The sequence below is a fragment of the Bordetella genomosp. 10 genome, assembly GCF_002261225.1.
GTDB lineage: Bacteria > Pseudomonadota > Gammaproteobacteria > Burkholderiales > Burkholderiaceae_B > Bordetella_C.
Genome location: NZ_NEVM01000002.1, coordinates 938,001 through 957,037, shown reverse-complemented (window position 1 = coordinate 957,037; position 19,037 = coordinate 938,001). Strand labels below are relative to the sequence as shown.

Annotated in this window: 18 protein-coding genes; 8 read left to right on the top strand and 10 right to left on the bottom strand. The window is 68.2% G+C overall.

Annotated elements, in window-relative coordinates; all coding sequences use genetic code 11:
• Positions 1–26 precede the first annotated feature (26 nt).
• Entirely contained in the window at positions 27–1,862 is a 1,836-nt protein-coding gene (locus tag CAL29_RS13620) for a gamma-glutamyltransferase family protein (protein WP_094853526.1), read from the bottom strand.
• Between the two features lie 298 nt (positions 1,863–2,160).
• On the opposite strand from CAL29_RS13620, the gene CAL29_RS13615 reads away from it, so the two are divergent.
• The 3 genes from CAL29_RS13615 (at position 2,161) to CAL29_RS13605 (ending at position 4,416) form a co-directional block, all read left to right on the top strand.
• Positions 2,161–3,144, top strand: a complete 984-nt coding sequence (locus CAL29_RS13615; protein ID WP_094853525.1) for a LysR family transcriptional regulator — start codon at positions 2,161–2,163, stop codon at positions 3,142–3,144.
• A 289-nt stretch (positions 3,145–3,433) separates the two neighbouring features.
• The gene (locus tag CAL29_RS13610) at positions 3,434–3,961 is read left to right on the top strand and encodes a Spy/CpxP family protein refolding chaperone (RefSeq protein WP_143277661.1); all 528 of its coding nucleotides are present in this window, start codon (positions 3,434–3,436) and stop codon (positions 3,959–3,961) included.
• A 155-nt stretch (positions 3,962–4,116) separates the two neighbouring features.
• Entirely contained in the window at positions 4,117–4,416 is a 300-nt protein-coding gene (locus tag CAL29_RS13605; protein WP_179284013.1) for a hypothetical protein, read from the top strand.
• Positions 4,417–4,455: 39 nt separating this feature from the next.
• On the opposite strand, the gene CAL29_RS13600 is transcribed toward CAL29_RS13605, so the two are convergent.
• Complete coding sequence (locus CAL29_RS13600; RefSeq protein WP_094853523.1) at positions 4,456–5,124, bottom strand: O-methyltransferase; 669 nt, start codon at positions 5,122–5,124, stop codon at positions 4,456–4,458.
• Positions 5,125–5,456: 332 nt separating this feature from the next.
• On the opposite strand from CAL29_RS13600, the gene CAL29_RS13595 reads away from it, so the two are divergent.
• Positions 5,457–6,323, top strand: a complete 867-nt coding sequence (locus tag CAL29_RS13595; RefSeq protein WP_094853522.1) for a LysR family transcriptional regulator — start codon at positions 5,457–5,459, stop codon at positions 6,321–6,323.
• Positions 6,324–6,390: 67 nt separating this feature from the next.
• Here CAL29_RS13595 and CAL29_RS13590 read toward each other — a convergent pair whose 3' ends face one another.
• From CAL29_RS13590 to modA, 4 genes are all read right to left on the bottom strand, one after another.
• Positions 6,391–6,813 (bottom strand): winged helix-turn-helix domain-containing protein, encoded by a 423-nt coding sequence (locus CAL29_RS13590; protein WP_094853521.1) that lies wholly within the window; start codon positions 6,811–6,813, stop codon positions 6,391–6,393.
• A 111-nt stretch (positions 6,814–6,924) separates the two neighbouring features.
• Complete coding sequence (gene modC / locus CAL29_RS13585) at positions 6,925–8,217, bottom strand: molybdenum ABC transporter ATP-binding protein (RefSeq protein WP_094854081.1); 1,293 nt, start codon at positions 8,215–8,217, stop codon at positions 6,925–6,927.
• A gap of 41 nt (positions 8,218–8,258) precedes the next feature.
• Complete coding sequence (gene modB / locus CAL29_RS13580; RefSeq protein ID WP_094853520.1) at positions 8,259–8,933, bottom strand: molybdate ABC transporter permease subunit; 675 nt, start codon at positions 8,931–8,933, stop codon at positions 8,259–8,261.
• An 86-nt stretch (positions 8,934–9,019) separates the two neighbouring features.
• A complete protein-coding gene (gene modA / locus CAL29_RS13575) occupies positions 9,020–9,775 on the bottom strand; it encodes a molybdate ABC transporter substrate-binding protein (protein WP_094853519.1) in 756 nt (251 codons plus the stop codon).
• A 259-nt stretch (positions 9,776–10,034) separates the two neighbouring features.
• Here modA and CAL29_RS13570 point away from each other — a divergent pair, with 259 nt between their 5' ends.
• From CAL29_RS13570 to CAL29_RS13560, 3 genes are all read left to right on the top strand, one after another.
• Positions 10,035–11,090 carry a bifunctional nicotinamide-nucleotide adenylyltransferase/Nudix hydroxylase gene (locus tag CAL29_RS13570; RefSeq protein WP_094853518.1) on the top strand — a complete coding sequence of 352 codons (1,056 nt, stop codon included), beginning with the start codon at positions 10,035–10,037 and terminating at the stop codon, positions 11,088–11,090.
• Between the two features lie 75 nt (positions 11,091–11,165).
• Positions 11,166–12,602, top strand: a complete 1,437-nt coding sequence (locus CAL29_RS13565) for a nicotinate phosphoribosyltransferase (protein ID WP_094853517.1) — start codon at positions 11,166–11,168, stop codon at positions 12,600–12,602.
• A gap of 17 nt (positions 12,603–12,619) precedes the next feature.
• Positions 12,620–13,726, top strand: coding sequence for an alpha/beta hydrolase (locus CAL29_RS13560; RefSeq protein ID WP_218831848.1), 1,107 nt, complete (start codon positions 12,620–12,622; stop codon positions 13,724–13,726).
• Positions 13,727–13,787: 61 nt separating this feature from the next.
• On the opposite strand, the gene CAL29_RS13555 is transcribed toward CAL29_RS13560, so the two are convergent.
• Positions 13,788–14,573: an NUDIX hydrolase gene (locus CAL29_RS13555; RefSeq protein ID WP_094853516.1), complete on the bottom strand. Its 786-nt coding sequence runs from the start codon at positions 14,571–14,573 to the stop codon at positions 13,788–13,790.
• Between the two features lie 133 nt (positions 14,574–14,706).
• Between CAL29_RS13555 and gph the strand changes: the two genes are divergently transcribed.
• Positions 14,707–15,411, top strand: coding sequence for a phosphoglycolate phosphatase (gph, locus tag CAL29_RS13550; protein WP_094853515.1), 705 nt, complete (start codon positions 14,707–14,709; stop codon positions 15,409–15,411).
• Here the strand turns inward: gph and CAL29_RS13545 are convergent.
• The 3 genes from CAL29_RS13545 to CAL29_RS13535 form a co-directional block, all read right to left on the bottom strand.
• Positions 15,408–16,439, bottom strand: coding sequence for a nucleotidyl transferase AbiEii/AbiGii toxin family protein (locus CAL29_RS13545; RefSeq protein WP_094853514.1), 1,032 nt, complete (start codon positions 16,437–16,439; stop codon positions 15,408–15,410). The two genes, gph and CAL29_RS13545, sit on opposite strands and share 4 nt — an antisense overlap.
• Positions 16,432–17,019 (bottom strand): type IV toxin-antitoxin system AbiEi family antitoxin domain-containing protein, encoded by a 588-nt coding sequence (locus tag CAL29_RS13540; protein WP_256977442.1) that lies wholly within the window; start codon positions 17,017–17,019, stop codon positions 16,432–16,434. Before CAL29_RS13540 ends, CAL29_RS13545 begins: the two co-directional genes overlap by 8 nt.
• Positions 17,020–17,266: 247 nt before the next feature.
• Positions 17,267–18,757, bottom strand: a complete 1,491-nt coding sequence (locus CAL29_RS13535; RefSeq protein WP_218831847.1) for an NAD(P)H-hydrate dehydratase — start codon at positions 18,755–18,757, stop codon at positions 17,267–17,269.
• Positions 18,758–19,037: the final 280 nt, after the last annotated feature.

Sequence of the window (19,037 nt, the reverse complement as noted above, 5' to 3'; positions counted from 1 at the left end):
GGGCCGCGGGCGGCGCGGCCGCGCCATCAGCGGCCGACCGCGTAGCCCTGCATGCCGCGCGGATTGGCGCCCGCGCGCAGCAGCAAGCCGCCGCCGGCCGCCGGTTCGCGCGCGCAGGCGCTGATGCGGCCTTCGGACCAGTCCGCGCCGACCTTGACCTCGTGCCCCGCGGCGCGCAGTCCTTCCAGCGTGGCCGCCGGCATGCGGCCTTCCACCGTGATGCGGTTGAGCGTGGTCGAGCGCGGCCAGAACGAACTCGGGAAATGATCGACATGCCAGGACGGCGCTTCGATGGCCTCCTGCAGGTTCATCCCGTGCAGCGCGTGGCGCAGGAAGAAAGGCGCCGTCCACTGGTCCTGCTGGTCGCCGCCGGGCGTGCCGAAGGCCAGGTAGGGCTCGCCGTCGCGCAGGGCCATGCCCGGCGACAGCGTGGTGTTGGGCCGCATGCCCGGACGCAGCGAACCGGGCAGCCCTTCGTCCAGCCAGGTCATCTGCAGGCGCGTGGTCAGGGAAAAGCCCAGTTCCGGCACCGCCGGGCTGGACGACAGCCAGCCGCCCGACGGCGTCGCCGCCACCATGTTGCCGTCGCGGTCGATGACATCGATGTGGCAGGTGTCGCCGACGAAGATCTCGCGCGCCGCCCACTCCTGCACGGGCGGCAACTGGGCGAAGGTCGGCTCGCCGACGCCGAAGCGGGTATCGGATCTGGCCAGCGTGCGCGCGGCGGCCTCCAGGTCAGGCAGGCGCGGCGCGCGCCCCTGCGGCTGCCCGGGGTCCAGCGCCTTGCCGGCCTGTTCCGTGATGCGCGCGGCGCGCGCGCGGGCGTATTCGTCCGACAGCAGGCCCGCCAGCGGCACGTCGACCGCGTCGGGATCGCCGTACCACGCCAGGCGGTCGGCGAAGGCGAGCTTGGCGGCCTCGGCGATGCGGTGCACGAACTCGGTGGAATCGGGCGCCACGCCGTCCAGGCCCAGGTGGCGCGCCATGGCCAGTTGCTGCAACAGCGCCGGTCCCTGCGACCAGGGGCCGCACTTGGCCACGGTGTAGCGGCCGATGTCCGTGGTCACCGGCGTGCCGTAGGTGGCGCGCCAGTCGGCCATGTCCTCCAGGCGCAGCAGGCCCTTGTTGCGTTCGCCGGTGGTGTCGCGGATGGCGGTGTTGCGATAGAAGTCGTCGATGGCCCGCGCCACGAAACCGCGGTACCAGGCGTCATGCGCGGCGTCGATGCGGGCGCGGCGGTCGCCGGCGCGGCTGGCCTCTTCCAGGATGCGCGTATAGGTGGCGGCGATGCCGGGCGTGCGGAACAGGCGATCGGGATGCGGCACCTTGCCGTCGGGCAGCCAGACGGCGGCGGAGCTCGACCACTCCTCGCGGAACAGCTCCCGCACCGCATAGATGGCCTGCGGAATGCGCGGCACCAGCGGAAAACCGTTGCGCGCGTAGTCGATGGCGGGACGCAGCACGTCGGCCAGCTCCCAGGTGCCATGGTCGCGCAGCAGGGTGAGCCACGCGCCGAAGGCGCCCGGGACGGTGGCCGGCAGCAGGCCGATGCCGGGCACCAGGTCCAGGCCCATGGCGCGGAACCGGGCCGGCGTCGCCAACGCCGGCGCGCCGCCCTGGCCGCACAGCGACTGCATGCGCTTTTCGCGTTCGCTCCAGAACAGGATGGGCACTTCGCCGCCGGGGCCGTTGAGGTGCGGTTCGACGATCTGCAGCATGAAGCCGCCCGCGGCGGCCGCGTCGTAGGCGTTGCCGCCGCGCTCCAGCACGCTCATGGCCACCTGGCTGGCGAGCCAGTGCGTGGACGACACCACGCCAAACGTGCCGCGGATTTCAGGACGAGTGGTGAAGGATGAGGACATGGCGGCGTGAGAGACCGGTAAATGAATACGGAGGGGGCCGGCGCGATGGGCGCCCCGCGCAGGAGCAGGCGCTCCCGGACGTCGGGCGCCTCGGTCGGGGGAATGCCAAGGCAAAGGTAAAAGCAGTATAGGTCTGGCGAAATAACCCATTACCGGTTTTTTATAATGCCGGCATAAACAGACGGTTATACCTGGTCCTGGCGGCTGCCCCCTTGATGGTCCTTGATGGTCCTTCATGACTCTTTATGGCCCGCCCGGCCCCCTCCGCTCACGTCGTCGTCCGCCACAACACGCCCTCATGCCCGCCTCCCCCTCCCCGACCGCCGCCGCGCGCCTGGTCTCGCGCCTGAAGCTGCGCCACCTGGCGCTGCTGATCCACATCGCCGAACGCGAGTCCCTGACCCGCGTCGCCGAGGAAATGGGCTTCAGCCAACCTGCCGCCACCAAGGCGCTGGGCGAGATAGAGGCTATTTTCGGCGCCCCGCTTTTCCTGCGCACGCCGCGCGGCCTGCGTCCGACGCCGCTGGGCGAACGCGCCATCGTGCGCGCGCGCCAGATGCTCCAGGACGTCGACCGCTGGGCCGCGGAAATGGAGGCGGTGCGCGGCGGGCACACCGCCCATCTGCACGTGGGCGCGATCCCGTATATTTCGGCGCGCGTGCTGGTGCCGCTGGTCGAGCGCCTGTACGAGCGGCACCGCATCACGATCAGCCTGCAGCGCGCCACCACCGACCAGTTGTTGGACGGCCTGCGCGCCCATGCCCTGGATTGCGTGATCGGCCGGGCGGCCGTCATGAAGGGCATGGACGAACTGCGGCACGAGGTGCTGTATCCGCAACGCCCCGCGCTGGTCGCCAACCGCCGGCTGGCCCAGTCCCTGGCGCGCCGGCCGCCGGACTGGGCCGCGCTGGCGGAGATGAATTGGATCCTGCCCTCGCCGGCGACGCCCATCGGCAACATGATCAGCGAATTGTTCGCCCGCGCCGGCGCGCGGCCGCCGGCGCCGATGACGGAAACCTATTCCATGGACGTGATTGCCGGCCTGATGGCCCATGACGACAGCCTGATGTCCATCGTTCCCGAGGAAATCGCCACCGACCTGAGCCGCGACGGCAATATCGCCATCGTGCCCTGGACGTTCGACTGGACGCTGCCGCCGGTCAGCCTGATCCGGCGCCGCCGCGAATTCACCCTGCAAGCCGAGGAATCGCTGGTGCGCATCCTGCGGGAGGTGTGCGCGGAGGCGGCCGGCGCTGCGGCGGGCGGCCACGATTCAGACTGAATTCAGGCTGGGGGTCAGCCCAAGGCCACGCAACGCACGCACGGTGGCGCGGACGGCCCGCGCGACGCGCGGCGCGCCCGTGAACAAAGGGTAAGCGATTGAAAACCCGCCATCGCGCCGCCGGCCTTTTGGACTAGTCTTTCCGTGGCCTTGCGCGCATGGACGGCAAGCTGACAGTACGATTCATCACGATTGAAAAAAACACATGCAGATCGCGGACTGCCGCCTGCGTATTCTCGCCTCGTCCCGCGCCACCTGGCCGGGCCAGGCAATCGCTAGGAGAACAATCATGAATTCACGCATCGCGCTGCAAGCCGCCCTCTGGACCGCCGCCGCCCTGGCCGGCGCGCCGGCCATCGCGCAGACCGCCACCGGGCCGGCCAACCCCGCCGCGCCGGCGGCCATGACCACGGCTCCCGCCAATGCCAAGACGGCGACGCCGCACCGGACCAACGATCGCGTCGAAAAGCACATCAAGAGCCTGCACGACCAGCTCAAGATCACGGCCGCCCAGGAAAGCCAATGGGACGCCGTGGCGCAGACCATGCGCGACAACGCCGACCAGATCGACGCACTGGTGGAAAAGCGCAACGCCAACACCAGCATGACGGCGCTGGACGACCTGAACTCCTACGCCGACATGACGCAGGCCAACTCCGACGGCGTGAAGAAACTCGCCGCGGTGTTCGCGCCTCTTTACAACAGCATGTCCGACGAGCAGAAGAAGAACGCCGACAAGGTCTTCGGCGAGGCGCATAACCGCCATACCGTCCACAACAAGAAACCCCAGCCGGCCAAGACCCCCAGCAAGGGCTGAGCAGGGAGCCGTTTCCCGGCGCTCGCGCGCCGGAACCGATCCGGGACATTTCCCGGAACCGGCTCCCCCGGATCGCACAGGACAATGCCGCTTGCACGCGAGGCGGCATGTTTCCTGCATGCGAGGATGGCACACACAGAATCAAGGACATCACCATGAAACGATCCACCCTGACCCTGGTGGCGGGTCTTGCCGTCATGGCCGCCGCCACGACGGCGCAAGCAGAGATCAGCGTCAACCTCGGCATCGGCGTCCCCGCCTACGGCCCCCCGCCCCCCGTCATCGTCACGCCGGCGCCGGTGTATCGCGCGCCGCCGCCCGTGATCTACCGCGGCGGCGGCTACTGGGGACGTGACTACCATCGTCCGCCGCCCCCGCCGCCGCGTCGCCCCCACTACGACCGTCACGACGATCACCATCACGACGACCATCACCACGACAACCACCATCATTGACGGAAACGCGCGGGGCGGCGCGACGAGGGCCGCCCCGGCTCACAGCACGCGCGCCAGCGCGAAGCCGTCCCACCCCTTCTCCCCCACCGTCTGCAGCGCGGTCGCCGACAGGCGGCGATCGGCGCCCAACTGCTCGAAGAACTCGAAGACCCCGCGCACGTCCTCGTCCTCGCGGGCGGCCGGATCGACGATGCGGCCGGCGCGGATGATGTTGTCGCCCACGATCACGGTGCCCGGCCGCGACAGCGCCAGCACGCCTTTCAGATAGAAGGGATTGGAGGCCTTGTCGGCGTCGATGAAGGCAAAGTCGAACGGCTCGCCCTCCTCCTCGCGCAGGCGCGCCAGCGACGCCCGCGCGTCGCCCACCATGACGCGCACGCGATCGGCCAGGCCGGCCTTGGCGATGTTGCCGGCGGCCACGCGCGCATGGCCGGGATCGGCCTCCAGCGTCACCAGCTCGCCATCCAGAGGCAGCACGCGCGCCAGGCAGATGGCGCTGTAGCCGCCCAGCGTGCCGATCTCCAGGATGCGGCGGGCGCCGCACATCTGTGCGAAAAGTTGCAGCATGCGGGCCTGGTTGGGCGCCACCTCGTGCGCCGGCAGGCCGGCTTCGCGCGAAGCGGCCAAGGTCTTCTCCAAGGTGCGGTCCGACAGGCCCAGCGTGTGTTCGAAATAGCGGTCGACGGCGATCCAGCGGGCTTCATCCATGATGGCGGTTCTCTGCGGATAAGGAAAAACGAAGCCGGTTTCCAGGTTCGTCCCCGCGGCGTGGGCGGGAGGACGGCCGGTATCCAGGCGATGACCGGCATGCTACGGCCGCCCCGGCCGTCATGAACAGGCAATAATTTTGCTGCTATCGTCAGTTTTTCTGACAGATGGTCGTGATCGACGTGGGCGTGGCGTTGCGCGGGCAGGCTGGCCGGGGCCGGGCTGAGCTGGCCCGGACTCGCGTCCCACGGCCTCCCGCAAGGCCGCGCCTCCCTGCCCTCTGCCGTTCCTGCCCGCTGGCATCCCGCCTTTTCTTCCGCCATCCCGCCGACATGCGCAATCTTCCCTCGCTATCCGCCCTGCGCGCCTTCGAAGCCGTCGCCCGCAACTGCTCGGTCACGCGCGCCGCCGCCGAACTGCACCGCACCCACGGCGCCCTCAGCCGGCAACTGCGCCTGTTGCAGGAACACGTCGGCGCGCCTTTGTTCGACAAGGTCGGCACCGGCCTGCAGTTGAACGACGCCGGCCACGCGCTCTACGACCTGGCGCGCCGCGCCTTCGATGAACTGGAAAGCGGCTATGCCCGCGTGCTGCGCCAGGCGCGCGATCCCGGCCTGCACGTCGCATGCAGCGCCACCTTCGCCATGCGCTGGCTGGTGCCCAAGCTGGAGCGTTTCTACCGCGCCTGCCCCGAGGCGCGCCTGCGCCTGTCCATGACCTCCGCGCGGCAGATGCGCGGCGAGGACGCGGACATCCTGATCGCCTGGGACCTGTCGGCTTATCCGGCCGCCGACCGCCAACGCGCCATCAGGCTGTCCGGCACGGCCTTCGGTCCGGTGCAGGCGCCTGGCTACAAACCGGCGCGCGGACAGCGCGTGCGCATCGCCCACGACTACACCGGCCGCGCGTGGGAGCAGTGGCAGGCGCGCGACCGCCGGCCGATGTCGTTCGCGCGCGAACTCGCCTTCCCGCACACACACCTGTGCATCGAGGCCGCCGTGGCGGGCCTGGGCGTGGCGCTGGTGGAGCGGCGCCTGGTCCGGCGCGAGCTGGAGGAAGGCGCCCTGGTGGCGCCGCGCGGCTTCGTGGCCTTCGACGAAGGCATGATGGCCCTGCCCGCCGCCGGCCGCCCCTTGTCGCGCGAAGGCCTGGCGCTGGTGGACTGGCTGCGCGCCGCGCTGGAGGCCACGGAGGAATGAATGGCGGCGCAGGCTACGGCGCCCGCGCGATGGAATACGCCGATACGCCGATAGGCCAGTACGCCACTCAGTCCTTCAACAAACCGAGCAAGCCGTCCAGTTGTTCGGCGCAGGCGCGCTGCGCGGTCTTCTCGATGTCGCGGTACAAGGCGACGAGGCGTTCGCCGGCGGGGGTCAGGCCGCTGCCGCCGCCGCTCACCCCGCCATGGCCGGAATGCGTGGCGGGTTCGCGCAGGGCGCGATTCAGTTCGTCGATGAGCAGCCACGCCCGCCGGTAAGACATGCCCATGCTGCGCGCCGCGGCGGCGATGGAGCCATGCGCCTGAATCGCCTCCAGCAGATCCACCTTGCCGGGACCGATGGCCAGCAGGTCCCGATGGCGGATACGCAGGCGGAAGCGAACCTCCGTCCCGGCGGCAGCCTCCGTCGCGGCATCGCCGGACACTTCGGCATCCGCCGCCGGTTTACGAGAGGAAGGGGAAGCTTTCATGCCGGCAAGCATACACGAGGCAGACGCCGGCCATCCCGGGTTTAGCCAGCGCGCGAACTTGCCGAAGCCGGGTCGCCATGCAGCGTCGCCTCGCCCACCGGCCGAGCTGCCTCAAACCAGCAAGGACACCGACTTCACCTGCGCCCACGCATGGCTGCCCGGCGCCAACGCCAATTGGTCGCGCGAAAACCGCGTGATGCGAGCCAGCAGCGGCGTGCCGGCGGCGTCCAGGCGGACCATGACCTGGGCAGGCTCGTCGCTTTCCACCATGCCCTCGACGCGCACCCGCAGCACGTTGAGTATGCTGCTGTCCCGCGGCGGCGTCAGCGTCAGGCTGACGTCCCGCGCCCGCACCACCAGGCGCATGCGGCGTCCCACGGGCAAGGCATCGTGCACCACGCGCAGGCTCGCGCCCGCCCCGGCCTCGCGTTCAAGCGCATCCGCAGTCGCGCCCGCACCCACACCCGTGCCGCCAGCGCCTGCGCCATGCGCCGCACCACCCGCCGCCTCCAGTACCCCCGGCAAGCGCACCGTCAACAAGCGATACTCGCCGTCATAGCCCGCGACTTCGCCTTCGATGACCACCGAGGCGTCATCGGCCAGCGCCGACGGCAGGTCCAGCCGCGCCAGGGTCTCCCCTATCGGCCCGCTGGCCAGCACCTTGCCCTGCTCCAGCAGCACCAGATGATCGGCCAGCCGCGCCACTTCCTCCGGCGCATGGCTGACGTAGACGATGGGAATGTCCAGTTCTTCGTGCAGGCGCTCCAGGTAAGGCAGGATCTCCTGCTTGCGCGCGTTGTCCAGCGCGGCGAGCGGTTCGTCCATCAGCAGCAGACGCGGGCTGGTCAGCAGCGCGCGCGCCATGCCCACCCGCTGCCGCTCGCCGCCCGACAGGCCGGCCGGCATGCGGTCCAGCAGATGATCGATGCCCAGCAATGCGGCGGCATGGTCCAGCGCCACCTTGCGTTCGGCCGGCGCCACCCGCTTCTGCCCGTAGCGCAGGTTGTCGCGCACGTTCAGGTGGGCGAACAGGCTGGCTTCCTGGAACACGTAGCCCAGCGGCCGGCGGTGCGTGGGCACGTCGATGCGCCGCGCCGTATCCAGCCAGACCGCGCCGTCCACGCTCAAATATCCTTCCTGCGGCGCGGCCAGGCCGGCCAGGCAACGCAGGCAGGTGGTCTTGCCCGAGCCCGACTGGCCGAACAGCGCGGTCACGCCGCGTCCGGGCAGATGCAGGTCGACGTCCAGGGTGAACGCCGCCTGCCGCAGCAGGAAACGCGCATGCAGCGCGGGCCATTGCGCCGCGTCCGCGTTCGCATTCGCATTCGCGTTCGCGCCGGCGGTGGAAACCGCCCGGCCCCGCGTCGCGGCATTGCCGTCCCGCACGGGCACGGCGGTGGCCATGGCCGGGGCGCCGGCCTTCGTATCGGCTATCGACATGGGATTCAAGCCAGCGCCGAACGGCGGCTGGAATAAAGCAGCATCAGGATGAGGAAGGAGAATACGACCATGCCGCCCGCCAGCCAATGCGCCTGCGCATATTCCAGCGCCTCGACGTGGTCGAAGATCTGCACCGACACCACCCGCGTCTTGTCGGGAATGTTGCCGCCTATCATCAGCACCACCCCGAACTCGCCCACCGTATGCGCGAAACCCAGCACCGCCGCCGTCACGAAACCCGGCCGCGCCAGCGGCAAGGCCACGGTGAAGAAGCGGTCCCAAGGGCCCGCGCGCAAGGTCGCGGCCGCTTCCAACGGGCGGCTGCCGATGGCCTCGAAGGCGTTCTGCAGGGGCTGGACCACGAAAGGCATGGAGTAGAACACCGATCCCACCACCAGGCCGGCGAAGGTGAAAGGCAAGGTCCCCAGCCCGATGGACTGGGTCATCTTGCCGACCACCCCGTTGGGGCCCATCAACAGCAGCAGGTAGAAGCCGATCACGGTCGGCGGCAGCACCAGCGGCAAGGCCACCACGGCGCCCACCGGTCCCTTCAGGCGCGAGCGCGTGCGTGCCAGCCACCAGGCGATGGGCGTGCCCACCACCAGCAGCAGGACCGTGGTCAGGCTGGCCAGTTGCAGCGTCAGCCAGATGGCGCCGAAGTCGCTGGACGTCAGGTCCATGGCTGCCCCGCTTTAACGATCGCGGCGGCCATCGTCATGGACCGGCTAGGCGACGGGGAAAACGTCACGGCATCCTGTCCCGAAGCTCAAAGCTGGTAGCCGTAGGACTTGATGATGGCGGCCGCCTTCGGTCCCTTCAGGTAGTCGACGAAAGCCTTGGCGGCGGGATTGTCCTTGCCCTTGTCGAGGATCACGGCGTCCTGGCGGATGGGCTCGTGCATGCTGGCCGGAACCACCCAGGCCGAGCCGCTGGTGACCTTGCCGTCCTTGTAGATCTGCGACAGCGCGACGAAGCCCAGTTCGGCATTGCCCGTGGCGACGAACTGCTGGGCCTGCGTGATGTTCTGGCCTTCGACGATCTTGCTCTTGACCGCCTGCGTCAGGCCCATTTTTTCCAGCGTCTGCACGGCGGCCAGGCCATAGGGCGCGGCCTTGGGATTGGCGATGGACAGGTGCTTGAACTGGTTCTTCTTCAGCACCTCGCCCTTGTCGTCGACATAGCCTTCCTTGGCCGACCACAGCGCCAGCGCGCCGGTCGCATAGGTGAAGCGCGAGCCGGGGACGATGCGCTTTTCCGACTCCAGCTTGGCCGGCGTGGTGTCGTCGGCGGCCAGGAAGACCTCGAACGGCGCGCCGTTCTGGATCTGGGCGTAGAACTGGCCCGTCGCGCCGAAGGCGGCGACCACCTTGTTGCCCGTGTCCTTCTCGAATTCCGCGGCGATGGCCTTGACCGGCGCGGTGAAGTTCGCCGCCACGGCGACCTGGACTTCGCCGGCATGGGCGGCGGCGCCGATGGCGCTGGCGACGACGGCCAGGGCGGCGGAGAAGAATCGGATATTCATGAGGGAATCCTGGATGATGGGAGTGGATGGAGGACCGCCGATCGCCAGGCAGAAACACATCCCGGATGGCGGCGGCCACGCAACAACGGTTCGATATATACGACAGGATATTACGGCCGTTATATTACGCAGTTCGCGCGAAACCGCCAAACGGCGGCGCATCGGCGCGCCGCATTGCGCTCGTCCGGGAGTCGGCGTAGCATTGTTCTCAGCCTAGGGACAGACCCGAAGCGCTATCAAACATCTATGAGGGATGCTCATGGAACTCGATTACCTGGTCTTCATCGGCCGCTTCGAACCTTTTCACAATGGCCACGCCGCGGTTGCCCGTCACGCCCTGACCCGCGCCGGCAAGGTTATTTTCCTGGTCGGCTCGGCCGACACCCCCCGCACCACGCGCAATCCCTGGACGGTCGCCGAACGCACCGTCATGATCCAGGCCGCCTTGGGCGACGAACTGGCGCGGCGGCTGATCATCCGCCCGCTGCGCGACCACCTGTACAACGAAAGCCTGTGGATCGCCGGCGTGCAGCGCACCGTGGCCGAGGCCATCCGCCAGGACGGCGGCGACCCCGCCGGCGCGCGCGTCGGCCTGATCGGCATGGACAAGGACGCCTCCAGCTACTACCTGAAGGAATTCCCGCAGTGGCCGCTGGTGGACGTGCGGCACACCGAAGCGCTGTCCGCCACCGAACTGCGCCGCTATCTGTTCGAAGCGGGCGACAACGACCGCCACGGCGCGCTGCTGCTCCTGCGCGGCAACGTGCCGGAACCGGTATTCGACATGCTGGAGGCCTTCCGCAGGAATGCGCCGGCGTACAAGGAACTGGTGGCGGAATACCAGTTCATCATGCAGTACAAGGAAGCCTGGAAGCAGGCCCCCTACCCGCCCACCTTCGTCACCACCGACGCCGTTGTGGTGCACTCCGGCCATCTGCTGCTGGTGCGCCGCCGCGCCGCGCCCGGCAAGGGGCTGTGGGCGCTGCCGGGCGGTTTCGTCGGACAGGGCGAGACCATACTCGACTCCGCCATCCGGGAACTGCGCGAGGAAACGCGGCTCAAAGTGCCTACGCCCGTCCTCAAGGGGTCGCTCAAGGGCCGGAACGTGTTCGACCACCCGGACCGCAGCCAGCGCGGCCGCACGATCACCCACGCCTTCCACTTCGATTTCCCGGCTGGCGAACTGCCCGACGTGCGTGGCGGCGACGACGCCGACAAGGCGCGCTGGATACTGGTGAGCGAAGCCTTGGACATGGGGCCCCGGCTGTATGAAGATCACCTGCACATCATCGAATTCTTCCTGGGGCGCGGCTAGTCCTGAACGAAGGGCCGCGCCCGGCCGCCGGCGGATAGACCGCCGGCTTCACAACGACGAGAAGGAGCTTCCGTCATGAAATGCCTCGACAACCTGCTGCTCAACACCGACAGCTACAAGGCCAGCCACTGGCTGCAATACCCGCCCGGCACCGACGCCACGTTCTTCTACGTGGAGTCGCGCGGCGGCATCTATGACCGCACCGTATTCTTCGGGCTGCAGGCCCTGCTCAAGGAATACCTGGCCAAGCCAGTCACGCATGCCGACGTCGACGAGGCGCGCGACTTCTTCCAGGCGCACGGCGAGCCGTTCAACGAGGCCGGCTGGCGCGACGTGGTCGACCGCCACGGCGGCTTCCTGCCCGTCCGCATCCGCGCGGTGCCCGAGGGCACGGTGGTGCCCACGCACAACGCGCTGATGACCATAGAATCGACGGATCCCGCCGCCTTCTGGGTGCCCTCCTACCTGGAGACCATGCTGCTGCGCATCTGGTATCCGATCACTGTCGCCACCATCAGTTGGCACGCCAAGCAGACCCTGCGCCAGTTCCTCGAACGCACCAGCGACGACCCCGCCGGCCAGTTGCCCTTCAAATTGCACGACTTCGGCGCGCGCGGCGTCTCCAGCGCCGAATCGGCCGCGCTGGGCGGCGCGGCCCACCTGGTCAACTTCATGGGCACCGACACGATATCCGGCGTGCGCCTGGCGCAGGCCTACTACCAGGAGCCCATGGCGGCGTTTTCCATTCCCGCCGCCGAGCACAGCACCATCACCAGTTGGGGCCGCGAGCACGAGGTCGACGCCTATCGCAACATGCTCCAGCAGTTCGCCAGGCCGGGATCCATCGTCGCCGTGGTCTCGGACAGCTACGACATCTTCCACGCCATCCGCGAACACTGGGGCAGGACGCTGAAGGAAGCCGTCATCGAGTCCGGCGCCACCGTGGTGATCCGGCCCGATTCGGGGGACCCGGTCGCGGTGGTGCATCAATGCATGGAGCTGCTGGACGAGGCCTTCGGCCACGCCGTCAACGGCAAGGGCTACAAGGTGCTGAACCACGTGCGCGTCATCCAGGGCGACGGCATCAATCCCACCAGCATCCGCGCCATCCTGGAGCGCATCACCAGCGCCGGCTACGCCACCGACAACATCGCCTTCGGCATGGGCGGCGCGCTGCTGCAGCAACTGAATCGCGACACGCAGAAGTTCGCCCTGAAATGCTCGGCGGCGCGCATCGACGGGCGCTGGGTGGACGTCTACAAGGATCCCGTGACGGACAAGGGCAAGCAGAGCAAGCGCGGCCGCCTGGCGCTCATGTTCCATCCGGACCGCCACAGCTTCCGCACCGTGACCGTGCCGCCCGGCGTCGCCGGCGAGACGGTGACCGCGGAAGCCGTCGGCCTGCCGCCCGGCTATGTGGACGCCATGGTCACCGTGTGGGAAGACGGCAAGCTGCGGCATGACTGGCGCTTCGCCGACATCCGCGCGCGCGCCGGCGCCACGCGCTTGTAAGCGGCAATGGAAGCGTCATGAGGCCGCCCGTCTCCCTCGCCCCGCGCCGCGCACTGGCGCGGCTGGCCCTGTCGCTGGCGGGGCTGGCGGCGGGACTGCTCGGGGGATGCGCGGCGAGCTTCCAGCCCATGGGCGAGCCGGTGCGCGCGCCGGCGGTCGACGGCAACAGCCTGGTCACGCCGGACGGCGACCGCCTGCCGCTGCGGGCCTGGCTGCCTTATCGGCGGGAGCCCTGGGCCGTCATCGTCGCGCTGCATGGGATGAACGACTACTCCAATGCCTTCGACCAGCCCGCGCAGTATTGGGCCTACTACGGCATCGCGACCTATGCCTACGACCAGCGCGGCTTCGGCGCCTCGGCGCGGCCCGGCATCTGGTCCGACACCAACACGATGGTGGCCGATCTCAACGCGGCGGTGACGGCGGTCCGCGCGCGCCATCCCGGCGTGCCGGTCTACGTGCTGGGCGAAAGCATGGGCGGCGCGGTGGTGGCGGCGGCGCTGGGCAGCGGCCCTTCCGGCCGCGAACCGCCGCTGGCGCGCGAGATCGCCGGCGCCATCCTGTCGGCGCCCGCCACCTGGGGGCGCCAGTCGATGAATCCCTTCTACACCTTGACGCTGTGGCTGGGCTATCAGACCTTCCCCGGCATGCAGGTCGAGCCGCCGCGCGGCTTGAAGATCATGCCTTCGGACAATATTCCGATGTTGATCCAGTTGGGCGGCGATCCCCTCATCATCAAGCGCACGCGCATCGATGCGCTGAAGGGCCTGGTCGACCTGATGGGCGCGGGCGAGGACGCGCTGGACCATCTCCCGCCCGGACTGCCGACCCTGGTCATGTACGGCCAGAACGAACAGGTACTGCCCAAGCACCTGGTGGCCGCGACCCTGCACCACCTGCAAGCGCGTGAAAACACCACCCAGTTGCGCGTCGCGCTCTACCCGGACGGCTACCACATGCTGCTACGCGACCTGCACGCGGAAACCGTGTGGCGCGACGTACTGGCGTGGCTACGCGCCCCGTCCGCCACGCTGCCCAGCGGCGCGGAACAGCCGCCCACCAACATAGCAACGCGCGCACGCCACGACGGCCCGAAGGCCGACGCCGGCCACGCGACGAATTGAATCGCGGGCGGCACGCTTCGGCGGACGGCTCGGCGTCGACGCCATGCGCCCCCATGCCGCGTCACAATCCGCCTGGAACGTGGATAGGCGATTTCTCCAGTTCGGCGGCTATGCGCTCGAACTGCGATAAAAGCGGGACCAGATAATCGACATGCGGGTTTTCCGGCTCGCGCAGGAATCTGCCGACGTCCCGCATGTTCAACTCCACGGCGGCGAGCCTGTCCAATTCCGGACGCGCTCCAAGGCCAGCCTGATGCGCGCGATACGCCTCGAACATCGCGAGCGCCCGCGAAGCATCGCATTCGAGGCGAAGAAGATACATCAGCCCTATCGTCCCGTTTTCTCCCCCGCGCTTGACGCACAAAGGACGTTGCCAACGGACTTCGGACGCCAAGGCCGGGCCTAGTTCCTCCTCGACCTCGCGCAGGCAGCAGACCGCTGGATCGATGCGGCCGTCCGGCGCCATCTCCAGATTCCCGCCCGGGCACTGGATCTGGCCGGGAGCCGACGTGTGGCGCGCCATTTCGCCCAAAAGCAGGTGATCGTCCGCGGTCACGACTACCGCCGCGGTGTAGACGGCTTGGCAGTCGAATGCCTTGTCCGGATCCTGCCTGGCATAGAGGTAATGCGCATAATCGGTCAGCAATACGTCGATGGCGAGTATCCCGTCGACTATCCGCATGCCGGTGGCGGCTAGAACGGGACCGTTGAAGAACCTGCCGCCGGCGGACACCTTGCGCCAGTAGGCATCGACTCGGGTACGATAGCCGTCACGCAGCCCGATGGTTCCGGCCGTCACGTTCAGCCGGGCATGATACGGATTGAAGTCGAGGATGACAGGCGGCAAGGTGCGGCACCCTTCCTGAAGAATGCACGGACGCAGACGCGGTCTGCGCACGAACGGATAGGCAAAGGATACCCGCGATCATTGAGCCATGGCATCGCCAGCCCGAATTCCTTGTTCCAGGGAGCCCCTTACCGTGACCGACCTCACCGCCCTCGATGGCGCGACCATTGCTTTCGATCTCGATGGAACCCTGGTCGAGTCCGCGCCCGACCTGATCGGCGCCGTGAACGCCATTCTCGTCGCGGAAGGCTACGAACCGCTGACGTATGACGAGGGCCGTCCCTACATCAGCCGCGGCGCCCGGTGGCTGCTGCAACGCAGCCTCGATATCGCCGGCGAGCCGGAGCCGGCCGTGCGCACCGCCGCCCTTTTCGGCCGCTTCATCAGCTACTACAGCGAACACATCGCGGATGAAACCCGGCCGTTTCCGGGCGCCATCGATACCTTGAAAACGCTGAGGGGCGCCGGCGCCAGGCTGGTGGTCTGCACCAACAAACCCACCGCGCTGTCGCGCAGCCTGCTGACCCGGCTGGACATGGCCGGCTTCTTCGACGGCATCGTCGGCCTGGACGCGGTCACGGCGGCCAAGCCCAATGCCGCGCACCTGATCGAAGCCGTGGAAGCCGTGGGCGGCGACCTGGCCCGCACGGTCATGATAGGCGACGCCGACATCGACGCCGGCGCCGCCAGGGCGGCCGGCACGCCGCTGATCCTGTTCAGCTTCGGCTACACCGAAGTCCCCGCCGCCGACCTGGCGCCGGACATCCTGCTGCACCGCTACGACGGCGTGGTGGACGCCTGCGTGGCGTTGCTCAATGGCCGGCCCTCCACCAATTAGGCAACCAGCGTGTTGGCTTCGTCCTGCAGCGTGGCGCATACCGCCATCACCCCGTCGAATGACGGCGCATCTTCCGGCAAGATTCCCTCTCCCATCATTGCGGCATAGTCTGCTTCAAGCGTCTGCCGGCCCTCGCCTTCCGGGACAATGTGCAATGCACCGGCTATTGCGGCGTGGTAATTGATCTTGATTCCGGCGGCGTCCTTCTCGACGAAAAACATCGATTTGTGATCCGCCACCCTCTTGGCCACCACCCGGTCAACCAGCACCTGATCGCAGTGCATGCTCTGGTAAATCGCGGCCAGGTCATACCAGTGCCTCGCATATCTTTCCCCGCGCAGCCGATTTTGCTTGCAGTAGACATGCGCGGCCGTCGCCTTTTCCCAGAACGTACGAACGACGTTCATGACCAACGGCCTGGCATGAGGAAAACTCACGCCACCCAGCCGATCGGAAATGGATTCCAGGTCGCACCGCACTTCGATAGGCTGATGCGGCTCACCGGTCGAGCGGCCGCCGAATTCCAGAAGAACAGCCGGTTTTATGTAACCCGGCCCCTGTGCCACGGCAGGATAATGCAGTCGAAGATTCGACGGCGCTTCCTCGTCGACTTCAATGGCGGCCGAGACTCCTTGCGCTGCCAGCCTCTCTTCAAGCAGAGGGGCCATCTCTTTTGCTACCCACCGCGGCAAGCGGGCCTTGACCTCGTCGGTCCATTTGCGTTGCTGGCTTTGAGTGGGTGGAATTTCCCCATGCTTATCCGTCATCTCCGGGATAAGTTTGCGGATATCGAAGGTAATGTCGACGTCTTCCGAGAAGCGAGTGATGAGCTTGTGGGCTTTCGACAGCGACGTCCCACCCTTGAAGGTCAGGTCTGGCGCAAAGCTCGACTCGAACAATGCGCCCAGGCACCAGACTACCCAAAGATCCTTCTCCAACAGATTGACCGGACGTCCCAATTCCTGGGCGCCCAACTGCAGCGCTTCGAGCCGGTCCGCATCGGATAGATGCAGCACGAACTCAGACATTCGCCATCTCGCTGCCTATGGCCTTGGCCATCCAGGAAGGATAGGCGCCGCGGGCTTGCACCAGCGCCAGCCAGTCTTCTCCGGGCAAGCGCTTATGCAGCTTCCGCAAGACTTCCGTCACGTGTTGCGGCCCCAGCCATTTCACGGCTCTTGCCGCCGCGCCCGCCAGGTTTTTCGCCAGGAAAAGTCCTTGCGGCTGGACGTGCTGAATCTGCACCACGGATTTGCCGAAGTGCAGACGACGCTGCGGTCCGCTGGAAAGATAGACCTCGCGCACCGGCATCTGTCTGCTCAATCCCAGGCGATTTGCTTCCGCGGCGCCGCTCGGCACCAGGGATTCGCCCGTCCGGCGCTCGAGTTCCTGCATCACCTTTTCGGGAGCCGGGGCCCGGGAACCGAAGCGGCCGGGCATTGGCGCGGCATATAGCCCCCGGCACAGGCGAAGCAATCGTCCTTGCCTTGCCAGCCGGGAAAATGCCTGATCGACCGCGGCCCTGCCCCCCAAGTGCAGGAATTCACGCGGCGTAAGGACGCCGCCCTCAGGCAAGGCCTGGGCGGCGGCGACGATGGCCTGCGGCAAAGAGAGGGTCATGGCGATTCTCGAATAGATGGAAAACGATGTCAGATATTATAGAATAAATCTGACACACCGGAAAACTGGCCGGATTGCCGGAGCCAGGGCAGGCGCGGTCGAGCCCCTCAGTAACCCGTCATGCGATTTCGATTCCCGGATCTCAATGAGTCATGGCGGCGCGCCGCGGCCGTCACGGCCGAGGGTCGATCATCCGGCCATGCGGTTGGCCAGGGCAGCGCCGGGGCATGGCGCATCAATCCACGGACGGCCCGGACAATGTGCGCAAGGCGCGCAGGACCGTCGGCAGTTGCGCGGGCAAGTCCTCGGCGATCAGGCCGGGGCCGAAGGTTCGGGCGGCTTCGCCGTGCAGCCAGGCGGCGCAGGCGGCGGCGTCGAAAGGCGTCATGCCCTGCGCCAGCAGGCCGGCGATCAAGCCCGTCAGCACGTCGCCGCTGCCGCCGGTGGCCAGGTCCGGCGGCGCGTTGGCGTTGATGACGACGCGGCCGTCGGGCGCGGCGATGACGGTGTCCGGTCCCTTCAGCAAGACCACGGCGCCGCTGCGCGCGGCGGCGGCGCGGGCGCGTTCGGTCTTGCTGCCGCTGCCGGGAAAGAGCCGGCCGAATTCGCCCTCGTGCGGCGTCATCACGCAAGGCCCGTGGATGGCGTCGAAGAGGCGCTCGCCCTGCCCCGCGAAGACGGTGATGGCGTCCGCGTCCAGCACCACCGCGCGTCCGGTCGCCAGCGCCGACAGCGCGTGGCGCCGCGTCTGCGCCGTCACGCCCGCGCCGGGACCGATGGCGATGGCGTTCTTGCGAGCGTCCGCCAGGACCTCGTCCAGCGCGCCCGCGTGCGCCAGCGGCTGCACCATGATGCCGGTCAGCGCGGTGGCGTAGACCGGCCACGCGGACATGGGCGCGGCCACCGTGACCAGCCCCGCGCCCGCCCGCGCGGCAGCCATGGCCGACAGGCGCGCGGCGCCCGTCATGACGGCGCCGCCCACCACCAATGCATGGCCGCGGGCATATTTGTGTCCATCGACGCGCGGCCAGGGAAAGCGCGCCAGCCACAACGCGGGATCGTTCTCGTGCGCGCGCGGCGGCACCTGCGCGAGCACGTCGTCCGGAATGCCGATATCGGCCAGCACCAGCTCGCCGCACAACTGGCGGCCGGGCAGCAAAAGATGCCCCGGCTTCTTGCGGAAGAACGTCACGGTGAATTCGGCCCGCGCGGCGACGCCGCGCACCTGTCCGCTGGCGCCGTCGACGCCGCTGGGCACGTCCACCGCGCAGACCGGCAAGCCGCTGGCGCCGAGGGCTTCCAACGTGTCGCGCGCCACGCCTTCGATGTCGCGCGAGAGGCCGGCGCCGAACAAGGCATCCACCACGCCCGCCGCGCCTTCGAGCACATCCGGGGCCAGCGGCAGCGTCTCGCCCTGCCAGCGCGCCGCATGATGCGCGGCGTCGCCGCGCAAGGCCGCGCGCTCGCCCAGCAGCGCCAGCGCCACCGGCCAGCCGGCGGCCGCCAGATGCCGGGCCGCCACGAAACCGTCCCCCCCGTTATTGCCCGGGCCACAGAGCACCACCACACGGCCCCGGCGCCAGCGCGCCAGCACCGCCCGGGCCACCGCCAGGCCGGCGGCTTCCATCAGGCCGACGCCGTCGTGGCCGGCCGCCATCGCGGCCTGGTCCGCAAGCGCCATTTCATCCGGGGTCAACAAGGCCTGCATATCCGCGTCGCCGTGCATGCTGCATTCCTCTGTTCGCAAGATCCAGGTTTCGACTATGACATATCACAGTGGCAGGCCGCAAAAATCGGATATCTAATGACACACGATGTTCGGCAGCGTTCCGCTGCCGAACACGATACCTTCCGCTTCAGGCGCGTCGCAAATATCTCCGCAAATTTCACGATTCAATCCGTGCCATCGCATGGCGACGTGATTACACTGGGTGGCTTTGAAGCAGGACGCGTCTTCGGACGGTCCCTCCCGGCGCGCCCGTACGCCAGACTTGGCCGGCGCCGGC

Bases quoted from the DNA above. Each gene is read 5' to 3' on its own strand.
- CAL29_RS13595 (WP_094853522.1), top strand. From the start codon at position 5,457: ATGCGCAATCTTCCCTCGCTATCCGCCCTGCGCGCCTTCGAAGCCGTC.
- CAL29_RS13570 (WP_094853518.1), top strand. From the start codon at position 10,035: ATGGAACTCGATTACCTGGTCTTCATCGGCCGCTTCGAACCTTTTCAC.
- CAL29_RS13605 (WP_179284013.1), top strand. From the start codon at position 4,117: ATGAAACGATCCACCCTGACCCTGGTGGCGGGTCTTGCCGTCATGGCC.
- modB (WP_094853520.1), bottom strand. From the start codon at position 8,933: ATGGACCTGACGTCCAGCGACTTCGGCGCCATCTGGCTGACGCTGCAA.
- CAL29_RS13560 (WP_218831848.1), top strand. From the start codon at position 12,620: ATGAGGCCGCCCGTCTCCCTCGCCCCGCGCCGCGCACTGGCGCGGCTG.
- modA (WP_094853519.1), bottom strand. From the start codon at position 9,775: ATGAATATCCGATTCTTCTCCGCCGCCCTGGCCGTCGTCGCCAGCGCC.
- CAL29_RS13620 (WP_094853526.1), bottom strand. From the start codon at position 1,862: ATGTCCTCATCCTTCACCACTCGTCCTGAAATCCGCGGCACGTTTGGC.
- CAL29_RS13590 (WP_094853521.1), bottom strand. From the start codon at position 6,813: ATGAAAGCTTCCCCTTCCTCTCGTAAACCGGCGGCGGATGCCGAAGTG.
- CAL29_RS13615 (WP_094853525.1), top strand. From the start codon at position 2,161: ATGCCCGCCTCCCCCTCCCCGACCGCCGCCGCGCGCCTGGTCTCGCGC.
- CAL29_RS13565 (WP_094853517.1), top strand. From the start codon at position 11,166: ATGAAATGCCTCGACAACCTGCTGCTCAACACCGACAGCTACAAGGCC.
- CAL29_RS13600 (WP_094853523.1), bottom strand. From the start codon at position 5,124: ATGGATGAAGCCCGCTGGATCGCCGTCGACCGCTATTTCGAACACACG.
- modC (WP_094854081.1), bottom strand. From the start codon at position 8,217: ATGGCCACCGCCGTGCCCGTGCGGGACGGCAATGCCGCGACGCGGGGC.
- CAL29_RS13545 (WP_094853514.1), bottom strand. From the start codon at position 16,439: ATGTCTGAGTTCGTGCTGCATCTATCCGATGCGGACCGGCTCGAAGCG.
- CAL29_RS13535 (WP_218831847.1), bottom strand. From the start codon at position 18,757: ATGCACGGCGACGCGGATATGCAGGCCTTGTTGACCCCGGATGAAATG.
- CAL29_RS13610 (WP_143277661.1), top strand. From the start codon at position 3,434: ATGAATTCACGCATCGCGCTGCAAGCCGCCCTCTGGACCGCCGCCGCC.